The organism is Nocardia brasiliensis IFM 10847 (genome assembly GCF_000710915.1).
In the GTDB taxonomy this organism is placed as follows: Bacteria; Actinomycetota; Actinomycetes; order Mycobacteriales; family Mycobacteriaceae; genus Nocardia; species Nocardia brasiliensis_A.
Genome location: NZ_BAUA01000012.1, coordinates 1 through 17,814, shown reverse-complemented (window position 1 = coordinate 17,814; position 17,814 = coordinate 1). Strand labels below are relative to the sequence as shown.

Genomic DNA, 17,814 nt, shown 5'->3' with positions numbered 1-17,814 from the left:
CTGCTGGATTCCCTCGAAGTCTATTTGGTTGTCCCGCAACGCGCATGGTGGCCAGGCGCGCCAACAATGCTCATCGCAGCCGAGCATTGCCGGTATCTCGTGATTGCGGCGAGGCTGCTCATTGGGAAATCTGAGGGGTGGCCAGTCTGGTTCCGGCCCCGGCGGACACCATCTCTCCAGGCCGGCGGTCGTGAATTTGTCCGAGTTGAGCGTGGCATGAGTGGGTGCATGGTGGTGGTCGTGTCCGAGGTCTCCGAGGTTCGCAGTTGGGCCGCCGACGCGGCGGCCAATTACAGGTTGCAGGCGCCTGCTGGCAGTCGCGGGCTGTCGAGCAAATCGTTATGCCTTAGGCGGCCGCAGATCAGCTGGGCATGCTAAAGACCCATGCCATCCTCAGGCTCCAGCGGAAATGATGACTCGGCGAGATCGGGCGCAGTGTCTTCTTGAGGGGTGGCTTGCTGTGGTTGTTCGTCGGGTCGCCGGTCGGTGCGGCGTTGTTGCTCGGTGCGGAGTCGCGCGATCTGGTCCCGGTAGTCATCGATCTGGTCTTGTCGATCGGCGTTCGAGTCGGGAGCCGGGACGGGGCGATGCTCAGTGCGTTCTGGGGGTGGGCTGACCAGGACTCGGTCCCAGTGGTCGGCTGTGCCGGCGTGGAGGGTTGCCTCTCGTTGTGCAGTGCGTGCGGTAGTGCGCGCCGTTTCTCGCGTTCGGATGGCGTCAGCCTGCTGGGCCAGCAGGGCCTCGATGTCGGCCTGCAGGTCGCGGCGTGCGCCGCGGCGGTATCCAGGGATTGCGTCCAGACGGGTACGGGCTTCCTCGATTTCGGTGGTGAGGGCGTGCAGGTCGCGCACAGCTTGTTCGAGTGCGTTCTCGGCGGCGCGGGCGGTCCGGATCGCTTCCTGCGCGGTGCGGTGGCGGTGAAGCATGTCCGCGGACTCGGTGTCGACGTCGTGCGATTCTGGGGCAGGGCCGTACAGAGCGTTGTCGTCGTCGACGAGAGGTATACGGAGTTCGAGGTCGGCGATCTGACGCTGAATCTGGGTGTCGTCGAGCAAGGTGAGCGGGTTCTGCTCGACCGGGTCGGGGGAGGTGTCGGGTTGTGTGGGCTCGGGTGGGAGCTGGGTTTCGGCCCAGGAGCTGATGGCGAGGCGTTCGGCGAGGGTGCGGGCGGCGTGCCAGTCGCGGCGTAGTAGACCGCGCAGCGTGTCGGGTGGGTGTGTGGCGGCGAGGTGGTGGCAGCGTGCGCGGATGTGGTCGTTGGGGTGGTGGTCGGGGATCGGTGTCGCGTTGTTGTCGCGGCATTCTCCGCAGAGGCCGTCGTCGCTTCGGCGGGGAGGTTTGGGGAGGGTGTCGTTGACGGCGCGCTCGATCCCGCAGGTCACGCACGGTAGTGCTCGGGTGGTGCGGAGGGCGAACCGGTCGTAGTCCGGGTCGCCTTCGGGATATCGGGGTTGGTGGGGGAGAAGATCTCGATGTTCCTTGGCGACGTAGTAGTGATGGACGACGCCGCGAGGTATCGGCCATTGCTGCTGGTCTTCACCGTGGCCGGGGTCGTCGTCGACGTTGCCGTAGGTGTCGAGGTAGTCCTGGTGCTGGTGGGCGGCAACGACTTCGGCGTCGGAGGCGAGCGGCCGGGTCCGGGTCGGGTCGGTGTGGCCGCGATGGTCGTGGGCGGGGACGTCGCGGTGGTCGCGCGGTGGCCGGTGTGTGGGGTGCAGGACCGTTGGCTGGTACGTGCGGGGGTCGTCGGCGGGGGTGCATGCGTTGATGAGGTCGCGGTGTTCGGGGTATCGACTTGCCGCCCACTGCAAGCGAGCTACGGCGTTGATGAACGGATACCGGTGCAGGATGGTGGCGACGCGTTCGATGATGTCGCGTTGCTCGTCGGTCAGATTGCGGGTGAACGCGGCGAAGGCGCGGCGGGCCGCTCGCGTATCGCCGGTCCCGAGCAGCGCCGCGACGCCAGCAATCTGGTCCGACATCGCCGGTGGCGCATCGGCGGCCGGCGAAGGCATCGGCGGGCCGCCGGGCGAGCGTTCGGCGGTGTGGTCGGGGTGCGCTGTGGATGATGTCGGGTCGTGTGGGTTCATGGTCGAGTCCGCGATGTTGGTGGGTTGGGGGTCGGTGTGATCGTGGCGGAGGGCGTCGATACGCCAGGCGAGGGCGAGGGCGAGTTGGTCGGGGCGTAGTGCGGGTGCGTCCTCGGGTTGGGCGCTGAGGATGAGCTCGTAGGCGGTGCTGAGCAGGTCTTGGGGTGTCCAGTCGTGGCCGAGGGTGCGGTCGATCGCGGCGACGAGGCGGGGCCATGCGGGGTCGGCGATGATCTGTTCGGCGGTGGGTTCGCCGAGGACGGTGTGCAGGTTGGGGATCCAGTCCGGGCGCAGGGTGTGACCGGTCGGGGTGTCGAGGGCGGAGGGTTCGAGGTCCAGGCGTGACCAGAGCGCGGCGGCGGGCATCTCGTCGGGTAGCGGCCGGGTGGGTGCGGCCTCGGCGAGGCGGGTGGCGATGTCGATGCCGGCCCGGGAGGCGACTTCGATTTTGTCGGCGATGATCGGCCACCACGGGTCGGCCACTATGCGCGCCTCGATCTGTTCGACGGCCGGTGCCCATCGATTGGCTGGGTTGTGCTGGTCGCCGAGCGCCGCGGTTACGCGTGTATCGAGCAGTTTCTGATGTTCGCGTTCGAGGACGCTGTAGCGGGGGCGCCCGGTCGGGCGCATGTCGCGCTCATCAACGTTGAGCGAGGCGCGCCAGAACGCGAGCTCTTCGACCAACGAGGGAGCCACAGCGATGAGCGGTCGCGCCCACCGCGGCGCGGTCGCGGGTGTCCAGGTGCGGGCGTCGGTGCGGATCTGCTGGGCAAGGTCGGTGACGATCTGCGCGCGAGCAACGAGCTGGGTGCCGTCGTGGTCGTGACGTAGTCCGTCGGGTATCCCGGTGGCCCACGGCAACGGCCCGGAGCCGGCGGAGTGCTTGCCGGTGGAATCCAGGCGCCAGTCCAGCACGGCGGCAACGTCATCGGCGGTGGCGAGTTCGCGTTCGTTCGCGGCGTCACGCAGTGCGGTGATCGGGTCGCGGCCCGACAGCGCGATGGTGGCCAAGTGCTGGCGCAGGACCGGGTAGGCGGGACAGTCGGTGAGGTGGGCAACGACGGTGTCGGCGTCGGCGTCGAGACGTTCGAGAGCGTCGGGGCCGAGGGCGTTTTCGGCGGCGAGGCCAATCGCGTCGAGGTAGACATCGAGTGCGCGCGCGAGGCGTTGATACGGATCCAGCGCGTCGCGCAGCATGGTGTGCGCCGATTTCTGGACGCCGTCGCGGCCGAGAACGCGGCACAGGATCTCCACCGCGGTGCGCGGATAGACCGCCGGTTCGGACCAGAACGAGCCTTCCGAACCATCCAACGCGGTCGGCACGTACACATGATTGGCGTAGATTCCGCGGGTGAGCGCGACGTAAAGCTGTTGCAGTGACTCGTTTCCGGTGAGCGCGACGTGGCAGGTGTCGGCGGTGATTCCTTGCGCGGAATCGATCGTTGTCGCGTACCCGAGGCGCACATGTTCGCTGACATAGTCGGCGGGAAGCCACACACTGGCGCCGGTTTCGCCACCGGATCGTAGATGGACGGCGGTGAGACTTTCGTCCTCGTGGACGGCGGCGACGGTCCAGGCATAACCGTTGCGCACCCAATCTCGTGCACCCACACGCAACCGCGGATCGTTGCGGCGCGTGCGGATCGTGTCTCCGACCGAGGCCAGGTTGTCATCGATCAGAAGACAACACGGCCCGGTCTCGGTGCCGCTGCGGGCGAGGCGCTCGGCGCGCGCCCGCGCGTTGAGCGCGCTGACCACGGCGTGGTTGGCGGCCAGCATGATGGTGTCGCGGCCGGCGAGATGATCGACGCTCCAGGCGGTGAACGCGTCGTCGTGGGTAGCTCCTTGATGACCGGCGTGGATGCGGCCGTTGTCCAGATACCAGCCCAGCGCGGTCGGATCGCCCTCGCGCAGTTGCAGACTCGCCGTGGCTTCGGCAGTGGAATCGAACCGGACGACGTGGGTCAGGGTGAGTGGTTCGGGAGCGGCGGCATCCATGTCGGCGTCGACGCCGCCGGCTTCGATCGCCGCGAGCTGGCGGGAATCGCCGAGGCAGCGGATCGTGGCACCGCGATCGGCCAGAAACTTGAGTAGGCGAAGACGTTTACGGTTGCCGATTTTGACGTGCTCGTCGACGATCACCAACGTCTCGGAGCTGATATCGAGGATCCATTGCGGTAACGGCGGCGGGAATTCGCGGTCGACAAGGATGTTGTCGGGGCTTGGTGTGTGGTTGCTCAGGACATCGAGGACCTTGTCGACGGTCTCGACGCGCACGTGGATCGACTCTCCGAGCACCGCGGCAGCCGCGGCGGTCGGGGCGAGTCCGAGGACTTGCCCGCCGCTGCGCTGCCAGGCATCGGCGAGCACGGCCATCGCGGTGGTCTTGCCTGATCCGGCGGGCGCGTTGGTCGTGCGGACCCGCAAACTCGATGCGGCGAATCCCTCGATAACGCTGATCTGCCCAGCATTGAGCGTCTGATCAGGATGGGCGGTGTTGTAGTCGCGCACCGCCGCCACAACGAACTCGGGCGGCAGCTGGCGTGCACCGGGCTGGACGGCCATCTCGATCAGCTGCGCCTCGACCCTCAACGTGCGCGCACTGGTGTAGCGCTGCGACAGCGCCGAGGAGTAGACGCTGGCGCCGTCGCGACGCTGCAACACGGTCGGGACCGTGCGGAGTTCGGGGTGATCGGCGAGGTCCGGATCGTCGAGGCGGATGGCGTGTGCCGGGGAGATGGCCTCGGCCAAGATCGCTTCGGCGACGCGTTCCCACTCCTCGCCGGCCACCTGGCCGCGGAGTTGGCGTTCGATTTCCGCGCGGAGATTCGCCGCCTGCCAGGTCGCGCGATGCTCGGACACCACCTCGATCACCCGTTCGGCGGTTCGGGTGATCCACTCCTCGGTGACCGTCGCACGAGGAATCGGGGTCGGATTCAACGCCGCGCTCACCATGCGCGCCAACGCGTCGCGGCCACCGAGCAGCTGCGCGGCTTCGGCCCGCCACGTGCGGCGTTGCTCGGCGAGTGAGCGCAACAGATGTTTGATCGGACGGGTCTGCAAGGTGGCGGCCTCGGCCAGGTCGAAGATTTCCTTCGCTGTGGGCTCACGCCCGTGACGGGTTTGGAACGCCGCGGCGAGCTGCCCGAGCCGAGCGTTGATCGCACTATCGCGCCGCGACCACGCGCTGATCAGCTCCGCTGGGATACCGACGATCTCGCGGATCGGGCGCTTGGCGGGGTCTAGGCCGGGGCGTTCAGCGAACTCCAGGCCGGCCATGTGCTCGCAGTGGTGTTCGAGGCGGGTGTTGTAGATCTCCGAGACCGTCACCAAACTCGCGTAGATAGTCGCGCCGTCGAGAGTGCGCCACTTGCCATCGAGCGTGCGGACCCGATTGGCCATCAGCACGTGAGTGTGCAGATCAGCGTCACCGGCGCGACTATCACGATGGGAGAAGACAGCGGCGACGATGCCCTCCACGTCGACATGGCGCACCCCGTTGCGACCGAGCCGGGTGAAGATCCCGTGCTGCTCCAGCCACCCCAACGCGTCCTCGACTGCGGCATGGTGGGCGGCCTCGATCTTCTCAGACACCGCACGTGGCGCCACCGCCCACAGCACCGACACCGACTTCACCGGCGAGAAAGTGATATCGAAACCCGCGACCGCAGTGGTATTGGGACGCGAGTTCTTCGCCACCCACCCCGACAATTCCCGAGCATCAACCGGCGGCCGACCGTACTCTTCGGTGAACATATCGAACGCGACATGGGTCCGAATCCGCGCTCGATCCGACTCGGAAATTGCGTCATCCGGGTGATGTTCGTGCGCCTTGTTGTGCTCCGTGAACGCTCGGGCGCACCGTTTCCTGAACTCAGAAACGTCGGAATACAGCCGGTAAGGCTGACCTAAGCGACCCGCCTTTTCGGCGGCGCGGGCGGCATCTTTGTGTTTGGCACCAAGGCGGATCTGCTCGTCATAGACCCGGTCCTCGATCGCATCAGCGTTCGGATGAAGGCCCAGCCCGAACAGGAATTTCATCTGTTCTTCGGTGACCTCATCGCCCGTGTGGAGCCCTAGCGCGGCCAAACCGGAGCCGTGCCAGCGGCCCGGAGCTTCCCCATGCGCGGAGTAATAGTCGGCGAGGCTGGAACGGCCACGAGAAGAGTCATCGTTCGCGGCGACATTACGGAGATAATATTCATACCCATTGCCAGCCGCGACCTTATGAATCGTCGCGGTCATACCTCCAGCAAGCACCCCGGACTCGAATTAATCCAGGCGTCGGACCCATCTCGATAGTGTCAAATCCACCAAACTCCCTGGTTGTTATCGAATCGTTATCCTGGATGCAAGAGGTCTGCTTGCGGGAATAGGAGTGGATGGGGTGGTGAGGGGGTGCGGGGGAGGATGGAAGAAGAGGAGGGTGCGATGGCGGGTTGAGGTGGGTGGTGCGGGGGTTGGATTGGTGCGGTGAAGGCGGAGATGCGCAGGCGATGGGTGCGCGGGGGCTGGGGAAGAGCCTGACACTCGCGGGATCGACGAACGGGGCGGGGCGGCGAGTCGGTTCGGTGGTGTCGATGCGGCGGTGCACGGCTACCGGTAAACCGCGTCGATGGTCGCGGGCACACGCGCCGACGCGTGGGAGATGGCTGCGGGTGTTGGGAAGGATGTCTCGGACAAGGCGACCGGTTGTCGGGTGAGGGCGTAGTTTGTGGTGCCGGGTCGGTACTCGATCGGGTGAAGTATCCAGTGGGTTGACGGACAGGGGTCGGCATCGCGGCCTGCGTTGCGGCGGGTCACAGTGCCATCGGCTGCGACGTCGATGAGGTGGGGATCATCGGTGAGTTCGATGAGCGCCATCGCGGTCTCGGAGCGCTGGGGGTCGGTGCCGGGGTCTGTAGGCACGACGGCGAGGCCGCGGCAGCGGGCGAGTGTGTCGTCGCGGTGGAGCCAGCGGTTGTGGGTGAGGTGAAGGTATCCGGCGATGAGGGCCGCGCTGCCGTCGGTGAGTTGGAATCGGACCTGAGCAGGAGTGTGTTGGTGGGTGGCGGCGGTGATCCGTGCTGGGGTGTCGGGTGTGGTGTGGGTGAGGTCGACCGTTGGCGCTATCCAGTGCAGGATTTCGGTGATGGTTTGCGGAGTGCGGGTCGAGAGGACGCGGCCGCAGATGCTGATCGGCCCGAGGGTGTGGGGGTGGGTGCGAGAAGCGGCGGGCCAGTCGAGGTCGCCGTCGGCGAGGCGGGGGACTTCGATGTCGGGATTGGTCTCGGCGAGGGCGGCGAGAATCCGCCAAGCGGTGGGTGAGTAGTGGCGGCGGTCGAAGAGTGGAGAGACGCGTCGGTCCGGGTGGTAGATCTCGGTGGTGAAGATGTCGACTTCGGCGCGGGTCGGGCCATCGGTCCAAGACAGGTCAGGACGCCACTCGCGGAAGGGCCAGGACTCGGGAGGCTGAAGGGTGAAGTCGACGGTTGGCCACTGTCGTTGCAAGCGGGCGTTGATCAACTGTGCCCAGGCGTAGTTGTCGTCGATGTCATGGGGCGTGACGCGGTTGTAGCCGAGGTCGCTGTCGGAGTAGAGACTCCACGCGTAGACCGGATACGGGGTGGTGGCGCGCAGTACTCCGTCGCGGCGGGCCGCGTCGCCGACGGCAGCATCGAGCGCGTCGAGGGCGTCGACGAGTGACATCGTGACAGCGACACCACGTTGCCGGTACACATCGAAGCGTGCGGGGGTCATCGGGGACTCCTTGGATGGAACTGCAGTTGTGAGCGGGGAGGTCGGGGCCGATGGCGGGAGGTGTCGAGCCGCAGCCCGGCGTTATAGCCGACGGGAGGCGACGTTGCGTGGTGCGCGGCAGCAGCGCGCGCAGTGGGACTCGCAGTGGAGGGGAACGAGAGAGAACCAGACGACGAGGATGATCCAGACCCAGTTGTCGGCGAAGAAGTCAGTCAACTGCAACCTCCGATGGTCATGGGCCGCGCGGGCGGCGAGGGTGGGATTCCGGTCCGCCGCGGGAGCTGACACCGCGGCGGACCGGCGATCAGGTGAGCTGGATCAGGCAGCGTCGGTGCGGACGCGCCGGATTACCAGGCCGAGGTCGATGCGGCATTGGGTGCAGAAGTTGTCGGAGTGGACGACGCCGGTGCGGGCGCAGGAATCGCAGCGGCCGATACGCTGCCCGGCCCCGAGCGCGGTGGGGCGTCGGCGACGTTGTGAGGCACGCCGTGGGGCGCGACGCTCGACGGTTGGCTCGTCGAGGTTCATGGCCATCCAGCGGGTGATGATGCGCCAGGTGGGTCCGGTGTTGGCGGAGGCGGCCCGGATCCGGTCGAGGATCTGGCGCGCCTGGGCAGGATGAGCGGCGGCGATGTAGGCGCAGCGCGAGAGGACGAACTCGTGGTGGCCCCACGGGGTCGGCAGCGCGGGGATGCCGGGGCGGCTGTCGGCGCGGCAGATGTCGCACAGCCCGTCGTCGCTGACGCGGCGACCATCACGGGTATGGATGGCGCGCAGGTCGCTGTCGGGGCGGTCGATCCAGCACCCGACACATGGCCAGCCTCGGTAGGAGGTCAGGGCGACGCGGTCGTAGTCCATGCCCCAGGTGTCGTCGGGTTCATCGAGTTGGGTGTAGGGCAGGTACTCGTCGTAGTCGCGCGGTTGCGGCAGCCCGGTGCGGGTGAGCGCGAAGTGTGTCTGATCGGCGGTCGTGAGCTTCTTGGGCTGGCCGACCCACCGGCGACGGTAAGCCTGCCGGTGCTGCCCGGAGCCGGTGCCCTGGGGCTCACCGAGGAACGAGCGCGCAACGTTGTCGAGGGCCGCGTCGCGCCCGATCCGAGCGGTGTCGGGGTTGGGTCGAGCCGACGGTGAGGCCGCGTCGAGTATGTCGCGGTCGCGTTCGAGGTAGTTCTGGGCGACATAGAGGAAATAGCTGCGGTCCCACAGCTCGGCTTGGACGTGAGCCCACATCAGGTCGGTGCGTTTGCGAGGGTGGGGGACCGGTGCGCTGAGGTCCGCGTCGGTCTCGATGACGAAGAGCCGTCGCGCGGCGTAGGGAGCGAACTCGGCGTCGTCGCGCTGGTGTTGCTCGCGGGTGCGCTGATCGCGTTCGCGGTGACGCAGATACGGGGAGGGCTGGCGGGTGCGGCGACGCAGCACGGCATCGGGTGTGGTGCGCGCGTTGTCGGTCTCGGCACTGAAGGTGGCGGTGTAGCGGTCGCGGTTGCGGTAGTCGCGGATGGAGCGGCGCACCCATTCGGCGGCCTCGAGGGGGACCTCGGTGGGGTCGGGCATCGCGGGCCGGTACAGGTCGGGGTTGGTGTCGGCGGTCAAATACGTGACCATGCCCCGGAGTTCGGGCCGGTTCTTGGCGATCCAGCCCAGCTTGCGGGCCGCGAGCGGGAAGGGGTGCTGGCTCAGGATCGTGGCGGCGTGGTCGAGGAATTCGCGCTCGGCCGGTGAGGCGAGGGTCAGGACGGCGGCGAATTCCTCGCGCGCCCGATCCGGGTCGACATCGAGCAGGTAGTCGATCTGGGCCAGCGAGCGAGCGAACGGGGTCGCGGCCGCGGGATCAGCAACGTCGGCAACGGTTGTCGTAGCAGTCATCACGATGTCCTTGTCTGTTAGAAAACGGGCCAGCCCCGCGCCGGGGGGAACGTGCGCACGTGACACGAACCCCGGCACGGGGCTGGGCGGCTGGTCGACTGACCCGCCTGAGTGCGGCCGACCAGGCCGAGACCCCGACGCGGCGCAGGGAACGCGCCGAGGCGAGGCGCGCCGAATTCCTGCGCTGAACACCAGAACCGGGTGTGAGTGGTGTCGGTGCGCCGGGAATTCGGTGGGGCTCGGGCGCGGGCCCGGAGCCGTGGCGGGGTCTCGGGCTGGTAGCACTCGTCAGGCGGGGCAGTCGGCCAGACGATCAGCCCTCACCACCGCCCGAACCGGTAACTCAGAACGTCGGCTCGACCTCGGCCGAGACCGGCCCCCACCCCGAGGCGGCCGCCCACGGATCACCTCCGGCCTGCCCACCGACTCCGGCACCGACGAGTTCACCGGAACGATCCGATGCCGTAGAGGCAGAAGCCCGTGACTTGGTTCGGTTGATCGTGGCCGTGGCATAGCGCAGTGACGCGCCGGCCTCGTCGACGTCGAGTTCGACGGTGCTGCGTTTCTGGCCGTCGTCGGTGGTCCAGTTGCGCTGCTTGAGCCGACCCGACACCATCACCCGCGCACCCCGGGTCAGCGACTCCGCGAAGTTCTCCGCGTGCTCGCGCCACAGCGAGCAGCGCATGAACAGTGCCTCGCCGTCTTTCCACTCGTTGGCGGTGCGGTCGAAATATCGAGGCGTCGAGGCCACGGTGAAGTTGACCACCGCCTGACCTGATACCCCGACGAACCGCAACTCCGGGTCCCCGGTCAGATTCCCGATGATGGTCACCGGCGTGTCACCAGCCATGATGTTTCTCCTTAAGTGTTGGAACAGAAAAGGCCGCGAGCGCGAGGCTGCTCCCGCGGCGTGCCCGGCAGGCCGCCACAGGGGGCTGAACGCCTGAGGATCGAGGCGTGGCCGTCCGCGTCGGTCGGGCAGGAACGACACCGCGGGTGTAGGAAGCCAGAGCAGCCGGACGTGGTGACCGCGCGACCGTCGAGTGCGGTGTCACGGTCACCGGTTCGGATGGATCCCATTCGGCGTTTGACGGGATCGGTCTGGCGGCGGTGTCAGGGTCAGGAGTGGGTGCTGTGTTCGCGGTCAGCGGTGGTCGCGGTGGCAACGATCCAGGTGCCGATTTCGTGCAGTTCGTCGGCCGCGGCTTGCAGGGCTGCTTTGCCTGCGCCGTCGAGAGCTTGAAACGAGGAAGGGACCCGCGAGAGTTCTTCTGACCGCAGCGAATGCACGGTTCGCCAGCTCATGTCGCTGGTATCGAAGATCGCGATGTCGAATGTGGAATAGTGCAGCATTTCGTCATCGAGGTCGAACACGACCTTGGCAGGCCAGCCGAACACGGTGCACATCGACGTGGCGCGGTAGCCGCGCCGGGTCTTCAGGAACTTCAGGGAAGGGGTGGCAGGAAATTGCATGGCGCTCCTATCTCGTTGGGACTTGGACGTAGGTATGCGATTCGGTTGCGCACCGTGGCGGCAAACCGAGTCACGGCGGTGATCGAAGAACAAGGCCGAGAGGGGGCTCGACCACTGCAGGGGACCCGCAACCTCTCGGCTCGTGGAACACGGCCGGGCAGCCCACGTGCTGTGGTTGGCCGCGGGTCGGGTATGAGCCGAGCGGCTGCGTCAGAGGGCGGATCAGCGATTGCTCGGGTCGTAGGAGGCGCACAGGGTCGTTGTGCGGTGGGCGGGGTCGACGGTGATCACCGGTGTACCGGCGGCGTAGCGCCGCAGCGCCGATACCGTGCCGCCGCGGGTGATCCGTGGGTCGCGGACCGCCACAAGGGCATCGGCGTCGCCGAGTAGCAGCTGATTGCGGAGATCGAAGAAGCTGATATCGGCGCGGCGGCCGACCAGGATCAGACGCTGCGCGCTCTGGCAGAGCCGGGCATGCTCAGCTTGTTGCTGCGCGCTCCATCGCGCGGGTTGTTCGGGGAAGGGCTGATAGGCCCACACCACAAGTCCGGCGTTCATCGCGGACTGGGCCCACCAGGTATCGCCGCCGGTGGCCAGCCCCGTCGAGGCGGTTTCGGTGCGGTGGTGGTCGCGCAGTTTCACGGCGATGCGATCGAGTTCGGCGCGGACCCACGCGCGGTCGGCGGTCCCGATGAGATGTTCACGGTGTCCGGTCAGTGCGACGCGGGGCCAGATCTGAGGCTCGACTCCGGCGAGTTCGCGGCGCAGCCGCATCAGTGTGCGCCCGAGCATGTTGGCACCGATCGGGGTGGTCGCTCCCGGCCGCAGGCACCGGCCCCAGAAGTCATCGCCCCACGTGTTGGATTCGATGAGTAACCTGTCGCCGGTGCCGATCAGCAACTTGCTCAAGGCCGGGTCGCGAGTGAATTTGCTGGCCAGTATCTCGGCCATGACCCGAACCCGGATGCTGTTCCAGTTCGGGCGCAATGGTGCCTGCCTGCCCAACGCCTTCGCCTCGCGAGCCCCCGCGGCTGCCGCGATCCGTGAGACCCACTGCCGGTCAGTGGTTTTGGCCGCGGCAAACGCGTGCTCGGCACTGCGGTATTCGACACCGGCGTACTCGGCCGGGTGAGCACTGAAGTTCGACAACCACCCGTAGGCGGCGCGGAAACGATCGATCACCAGCGGATGATCCGGATTCGCCATAGCAGTAGACCCTTTCGTCGCAGGACACCGACACCGGTGGACGGGTTGATTGCCAGCGGCCGTCGTGTTCGGCGGAGGACGACAGGCGCACACAGCGACGTCGGTCGCGCTGGCGGTCGTGTTCGACCGCCAGCTCTGTCCGGGTACCGCGGTCGGTGCTCAGGCGGCGAGGTCGATGTCGTGGTAGTCGATATCGCCTGCGGCGGCGCGTTCGACGTCATCGAGGGTGTAGCCGAGCTCCTCGGGTGTGGCGGCGTCGAGGAAGTGCAGGTACCGTCCGGTGGCTGTGGTGTGGTCGCGCCACAGCGTTTTGCCGAGGTCGGTCTCGTGTTGGGCGGCGATCATGGCGGTCGCGATCATCCACGCCCGCCCCGGGGTCGCAGCCTCGATCGCCTTCAACAGCGCGTCGCGGGTGCCGCCGACTCCGAGGATGTGCAGGGTCTTCTGAAGGTCGGCGGGGTCGAGCTTGTCGGCGATCGATGCGGCGACGAATTTCGCTGCCAGCGTTGGCGGCTGGGTGGCGGTGAAGAACTTGATCAGCATTTCGTCGCGGCGTTTTTTGGATCCTTCGCCGATGACGTTGAGCTTTCTGACCCGGGCGCGCTTGAGCCGGGCCGCTTCCCGGTCGGCCGCGGCTTTCGCGACCGCGGCTGCGGCTTCGGCGGCCGCTTTCTCTTTATCGGCATTCTCCTCGACCGTCAGGGGCGCGAGGTGATAGCCGCTGTCGGGCAACTGGTCTGCGGGCAGGTAGCAGAACGGCATCCACCGGTCGCGGTGCTCGACCTGATCGGCGTGCAGCAGTCCCTCGGCCGCGTCGGCGTCGGGGTCGTCGCTGGTGTCCCAGTCCACGGCGTCGTCATCGACGATCACGCCGGTGTCCTTCTCGACGAGATACCCGTTCTCCTCACGGTGCAGATACAGCACCCACCGGGCGGGGTCGGCGCTGATCTGGTCGAACGTCAGCGGCTGATCATCGGCGGTGAGCAGCAGATCAGCGGGAAGATATCGTGCCTGCTCGCTACTGGTGTCCGGTTCGGCGGTCAGGATCCCGAATCCGTAGGCGGCGTAGGGCAGCGACGCCTGCAGCTGGGCGCGTTGCTCGGCGCGTTCGGCCTCGATCGACGAAGCGACGTGCGGGAACCTGAAGGACGAGCAGTTCTCGAGGCGCGCCACAGCTTCGGTGTCGGCGAGGGCTTCGTAGTGCCCGAGGACGGCGAGCTGGTCGAAGGAGAACTGGTTGGTCTTGCTGTCCAGCAACGCCGCCGCGGTCGGCGACGCCCCGATCTTGGCATAACCCTTGACCCTGTCCCGTGTGGTCGACAGGCCTTTCGCGACGCGGGTGAGGCTGGCACCGAGGTCGAGCATCATCGCCACACCGCCGGCCAAGTCGGCCTTGGTGAGCGGGATCCGGCGCTCGTTGAAGTTGATCTGATCGATGGTCCGCTCGATGCGGCGCTCGGTCGCGCTGAGCCCGGCGGGTTCATCGACGATGAACACCGGAACCACCGGCGTCTTGACCGCTCGGGCGATCAGCACCCGGACCTGGCCGTCGATGGCCACGATCGATCCGTCGTCGTCGCGGGTGGCGTTGATGGGGTCCTTGACACCACGTTCGGTGATCGAGGCGACTTGATCGGGGTAGTCCTCGACCCGGAAGCCCTTGCGGACGTTCTCATCGATGACCAGCTCCTCAGGTGCCATCCATCGCGCCTCGATGGCAGGCAGGTCCGGAGTCACAGCGCCCTGGCCGATCACCCCGGCACCGCTGTCGTTGCTGGTGTGGGTGTCGGGTTCGGCTCCGGCCGTGGCGGGATCGAGGACGGCGGTGGCGGTTTCGGTCTCAGACATTCATCGCTCCTGGAAGACAGACGGCGAGCCAGCCCACCAACGAGGGGGCTGGTCCGCCGAGAACGGGTGCAGGACAACACGACCGGGGACACCCCCGGCCGGGTTCAGGCCGCGGCGCGGCGCGGCGCGAGATTGAGCGGGTGCAGCCGCAGCACCTCGGCGTCGTCGTGCCGCAGGGTCCAGTAGCGGCCGCGCCAGTGCGGGAATTGCGAACGCCAGCGCTGCTGCACCTCGAGGTCATCGAGGTCAGTGCTCGGCCCAGCGGTACCGCGGTACTGGCGCTGCTCGTACTGGGCGCGGGTGATGGTTTCGATCTCCGGCGTATCGGACACAGCGATCTCCTTGGTTAGAACGGTTGGGTGCGAGACAGCACGGCCTTGGTCGCGCCGAGCGGATCCGGTTCGGTACCCGGAAAATCCATGCGCTCCAGAGCAGGAATGTGGTTGCCGTAGCCGGTAGGGAAAGTGACCGTGACCGGTGGCGTCGATGCCGTAGGGCTGTTGTCTGTCGGGCTGGTTAGTCGAGGTCGATACCGAGTTCGGCGGCGGTGGCCTGGCCGGGGCGAAACAACGAGGCGATCATGGCCGGTGGTATCGGGCAGGCGAACGCGGTCGCGAGGGTCGCCGCGAAGGAATCGTCCGGTGCGTCGGCGAGCGCGATCTCGATCGCGCTGGCGGCACCGGCGGTGTCACCGCGGGCGTAGGCGGTGACCGCGAGCAGCGTCGCGGCGTGCGCGCGCCGTGGCGCGGGCAGGGCGCGCACCAGCTGGGTCCACAGAGACGAGCACGCCCCGGCGCGCGGACCACTGGACACCGCGAGCAAACACGAACGCAGTTCCTCATCGTCGAGGATGACCGCGACCCGCGCGAGGTCCGCCGCCGTCAGGTCGGTGCCGGAGTCGGCGGCGCGGAGTCGGGTCAACACGAACCGCAATTGCTCGCGGCGAACAGCGGCGGATCCGACTGCCGTTTCGTCGGCGGCAGTGGAGGTTTCGCCTTGGTCGGTACCCAGGGCAGTGAGATGGCCCTCGACCTGGTGGGTGAAGTCCGGATCGGGATGCAGCAGCACCGACGGCGGGGCGGTCGGCGGGTCGGGGTGTGCGGCAGCGGTGCCGGGGTGCTCGCCGGCGAGGGCGGGCAGGGTTCCGTGGTCCGCGTCGATCAGGCTGGCCCACGGTTGTCCGGCGCCGGTACCGGACAACACCCACGCGTCGAGCAAATCGGTGTCTGCTTCGGCGAGACACTCACGCAGGGTGGCCATCAACTCCCGGTGGGTGGCCCGCGGCACCGGCCGGTGGGGACGAGGTGTGTCGACCACGACGGCAGCGAGCGCGTCGGGCTTGTAGAGCTGACAGAACCGGATCGCGCGAGCAATGATCGGCGTGGTCGCGAGATAGTCCCCCGACAGTCGATCGTCGTAGGTCAGATACAGGTCGGTGACGATCGCCTTCCTGGGCCGAATATGGGTGTCGGGCCAGCAACCCAGCAAGTGCATCCCGACCAGCACCACCGACCGTTCCAGTGGCCGGCCAACAGCCGCGAGTACCTGGGCGATGAAAGCGGCGGGGTTTTCGATCGAGGGCATCAAACCTCCTGAGCCAGAATGGGTTCGCGAGGACGGAAACAACGGGGTGAAGGCCGAGAAACCCGTACTACACGGCGGGGGTCGGCAGACTGGACGTGTCGGCATGCGGCGGTGCCCGACAGCGGAAGACCGCATAGCTGTCGGGAGGACGCCGGGCGCCGAGAGAGGCACACGCGGGCCACAGCTGGTAGCAGCGATCTGCGTCGTCAGGGGTACCGGCCGTGTGGCGAGGCACGGTTGTCGTCGAGACGATGCCGGTCTTCAGGCTCCCGGACCTGTGATCGCTGATGGTCTCAAGGCGGTGGCATCGAGCTGGACAGATGCAGCGTGGCAGTTGATCATCGCCGCTAACTACCGGAACTAGGAAGGCCGACCCTGGCCGCCTTCACCGCAGTTGTGCAGACCTACCTCGACTGTTGGCCGTCTGGTTCTGATCGCGAGCCCGGCATTATCTCGGTCGGGAATCCAGCACCGCGCGATTCAGTGTCGTGAATCACCGCAGCACCTCAGCCGGAACAGCCAGGTTCGAATTGACGTGCCGAAATTCTCTGTTCGCTCTGGTCAGAGCGACCGCCTCAAGGCGAGGGCTGGACTACCGACTGCCGTCCTACGTGCGGCAGGGTAGATGCGTTCAGGATCGAGCGCTGTCGATGGGTGCGGGAGCAACGGGCAGTCGAGCGCAGGGTCCAACCGGTCGGCCTCATCCCTGCGCCATCGTGACCGTGCTCGCCGCCGGACTCATGGTTGCCTATGCGGCGCACCAGATCGTGCACCGGCGCACACGCTCCAGTGACGCGCGAGCCGAGCATGCCAGCCCATCGAGCGACTCAATGCCGCGGCAGCGCAACCCGGCCTGACCGTGGTCGGGATCCGGATCGCACGCGATAACTGGCAACGCCGCCTATCCAATGGCCGATGCAAGCAGTGCATTGATGTCCACCGGCGATATCTGCAGCTGCCCGGCGATCCGCATTCGGGGAGCCAAACCGTCAGTCGAATCTGGTGATCAAGGGGTTACCGGACTGCAAAAAGCAACGGATATGGCGAGTCCTTGGTCGTTGCCCTTTCGGCAGTCCAGAACCCGTTACGGTGAGGTCACCTGAGTGCGCGAGTGGCCCGGCGCTCTAGTAGGACCGCACCGCGAACGCTGTTCGAGCGGTCAGTTGGCGGGGCCAGTTGCGGTCCATCCGCCTTCTTGCTGGGTGACAGCGGGTCCGAGGGGGGTGAGTTCCTCGGGCCCGGTTTCCGGGCCGGGTTTGGAATCGTCGACGAAGTCTTTGGCGGATCGAGGGGTGGGCCCGTCGATGGTGGGTTCCTCGAGATCGTCGAGGCCGTCTGTCTGGTCGTCGAGGGGTTTGTTGTGGTCGACCACTGTGTAGTCCTTCGGTTTGGGTGCTGGCTTGCTGACGGAGTTGTCGATCAGCGCCACTCCCACGCCGGAGGCGGCCGCGACGAGCACTGTGGTGAGCGCAATCAACGTTTTTCGTCTCATTTGACGCTCCTCGGCTGTGGCGTGGTCAGCTTGCTCTGTCCACTGTAGGTCGTGGGCTGACGGGGCTCGACGATCAACTCCCATTAGGGAGGTGTCCTCCGGCTGCGAGTACATAGAAACTGTCGTTGTCGATGACTCGGTTGGATCCGTAGAAGCTACCCAGCCAGCTGCCGGCCAATCGGTTTTGTGGATCGTCGATCATGCACACGCTCCATCCCGTGGCGGTCGAGCCGTTCAAGTCCGGTACATGGCATTGCGGGTTGAAGGTTCTGCCGGAGTTGGGTGCACTGTTGGCGCCTTCCTTGGTCGATGCGAAAGGGAACTCGTCGCAGCTTCGTCCGGTAATGCCGTTCTGGCGATCCCGCATGATCGTGGTGCCGGCAGGGCAGGCGACGCGCCGGTTCTGGTTGCGGGCGGCGACGTTGGCTTCGCGGTGCAGAGGGCTCGAACTCGTGCCTGGGATACCGGCCGCTAATGCTGCGCTTACGTGGCCGACGGCTTCCGGGTAGAGCGATA

General features: G+C 67.0%; 12 protein-coding genes. 1 reads left to right on the top strand and 11 read right to left on the bottom strand.

Translation table 11 applies throughout. The features are described from left to right. Positions 1–374 precede the first annotated feature (374 nt). The 3 genes from mobF to NBRGI_RS03055 all read right to left on the bottom strand — a co-directional run bounded on the left by mobF (position 375) and on the right by NBRGI_RS03055 (position 9,695). Complete coding sequence (gene mobF / locus NBRGI_RS43350; protein WP_081877902.1) at positions 375–6,335, bottom strand: MobF family relaxase; 5,961 nt, start codon at positions 6,333–6,335, stop codon at positions 375–377. Positions 6,336–6,686: 351 nt separating this feature from the next. Further along, the gene (locus NBRGI_RS03060) at positions 6,687–7,829 is read right to left on the bottom strand and encodes a hypothetical protein (protein ID WP_148310663.1); all 1,143 of its coding nucleotides are present in this window, start codon (positions 7,827–7,829) and stop codon (positions 6,687–6,689) included. 318 nt (positions 7,830–8,147) lie between these two features. Continuing rightward, positions 8,148–9,695, bottom strand: coding sequence for a hypothetical protein (locus NBRGI_RS03055; protein ID WP_029892712.1), 1,548 nt, complete (start codon positions 9,693–9,695; stop codon positions 8,148–8,150). A 59-nt stretch (positions 9,696–9,754) separates the two neighbouring features. Between NBRGI_RS03055 and NBRGI_RS49565 the strand changes: the two genes are divergently transcribed. Continuing rightward, positions 9,755–9,883 (top strand): hypothetical protein, encoded by a 129-nt coding sequence (locus NBRGI_RS49565; RefSeq protein WP_268808371.1) that lies wholly within the window; start codon positions 9,755–9,757, stop codon positions 9,881–9,883. A 155-nt stretch (positions 9,884–10,038) separates the two neighbouring features. On the opposite strand, the gene NBRGI_RS03050 is transcribed toward NBRGI_RS49565, so the two are convergent. From NBRGI_RS03050 to NBRGI_RS46070, 8 genes are all read right to left on the bottom strand, one after another. Next, entirely contained in the window at positions 10,039–10,545 is a 507-nt protein-coding gene (locus tag NBRGI_RS03050; protein ID WP_029892711.1) for a single-stranded DNA-binding protein, read from the bottom strand. A 269-nt stretch (positions 10,546–10,814) separates the two neighbouring features. Then, a complete protein-coding gene (locus tag NBRGI_RS03045) occupies positions 10,815–11,168 on the bottom strand; it encodes a hypothetical protein (RefSeq protein ID WP_029892710.1) in 354 nt (117 codons plus the stop codon). A 222-nt stretch (positions 11,169–11,390) separates the two neighbouring features. Then, on the bottom strand, positions 11,391–12,374 hold the full coding sequence (locus tag NBRGI_RS46075; protein WP_051727464.1) for an NADAR family protein: 984 nt from the start codon (positions 12,372–12,374) through the stop codon (positions 11,391–11,393). A gap of 159 nt (positions 12,375–12,533) precedes the next feature. Beyond that, a complete protein-coding gene (locus NBRGI_RS47965) occupies positions 12,534–14,222 on the bottom strand; it encodes a hypothetical protein (protein ID WP_029892709.1) in 1,689 nt (562 codons plus the stop codon). A gap of 104 nt (positions 14,223–14,326) precedes the next feature. Beyond that, the gene (locus NBRGI_RS03025; protein WP_029892708.1) at positions 14,327–14,554 is read right to left on the bottom strand and encodes a hypothetical protein; all 228 of its coding nucleotides are present in this window, start codon (positions 14,552–14,554) and stop codon (positions 14,327–14,329) included. Positions 14,555–14,738: 184 nt separating this feature from the next. Further along, positions 14,739–15,806, bottom strand: coding sequence for a DUF4192 domain-containing protein (locus tag NBRGI_RS03020; RefSeq protein ID WP_029892707.1), 1,068 nt, complete (start codon positions 15,804–15,806; stop codon positions 14,739–14,741). A 1,159-nt stretch (positions 15,807–16,965) separates the two neighbouring features. Continuing rightward, complete coding sequence (locus tag NBRGI_RS03015) at positions 16,966–17,298, bottom strand: hypothetical protein (RefSeq protein ID WP_148310662.1); 333 nt, start codon at positions 17,296–17,298, stop codon at positions 16,966–16,968. Positions 17,299–17,371: 73 nt separating this feature from the next. Beyond that, positions 17,372–17,814 (bottom strand): NucA/NucB deoxyribonuclease domain-containing protein (locus NBRGI_RS46070; RefSeq protein ID WP_200882110.1); only part of this gene is annotated, 443 nt, incomplete at its 5' end.

What these genes read in the sequence shown, in the direction of transcription:
- mobF (WP_081877902.1), bottom strand. Translation starts at nt 6,335, where the DNA reads ATGACCGCGACGATTCATAAGGTCGCGGCTGGCAATGGGTATGAATAT.
- NBRGI_RS03060 (WP_148310663.1), bottom strand. Translation starts at nt 7,829, where the DNA reads ATGACCCCCGCACGCTTCGATGTGTACCGGCAACGTGGTGTCGCTGTC.
- NBRGI_RS03055 (WP_029892712.1), bottom strand. Translation starts at nt 9,695, where the DNA reads ATGACTGCTACGACAACCGTTGCCGACGTTGCTGATCCCGCGGCCGCG.
- NBRGI_RS03050 (WP_029892711.1), bottom strand. Translation starts at nt 10,545, where the DNA reads ATGGCTGGTGACACGCCGGTGACCATCATCGGGAATCTGACCGGGGAC.
- NBRGI_RS03045 (WP_029892710.1), bottom strand. Translation starts at nt 11,168, where the DNA reads ATGCAATTTCCTGCCACCCCTTCCCTGAAGTTCCTGAAGACCCGGCGC.
- NBRGI_RS46075 (WP_051727464.1), bottom strand. Translation starts at nt 12,374, where the DNA reads ATGGCGAATCCGGATCATCCGCTGGTGATCGATCGTTTCCGCGCCGCC.
- NBRGI_RS47965 (WP_029892709.1), bottom strand. Translation starts at nt 14,222, where the DNA reads ATGTCTGAGACCGAAACCGCCACCGCCGTCCTCGATCCCGCCACGGCC.
- NBRGI_RS03020 (WP_029892707.1), bottom strand. Translation starts at nt 15,806, where the DNA reads ATGCCCTCGATCGAAAACCCCGCCGCTTTCATCGCCCAGGTACTCGCG.
- NBRGI_RS03015 (WP_148310662.1), bottom strand. Translation starts at nt 17,298, where the DNA reads ATGAGACGAAAAACGTTGATTGCGCTCACCACAGTGCTCGTCGCGGCC.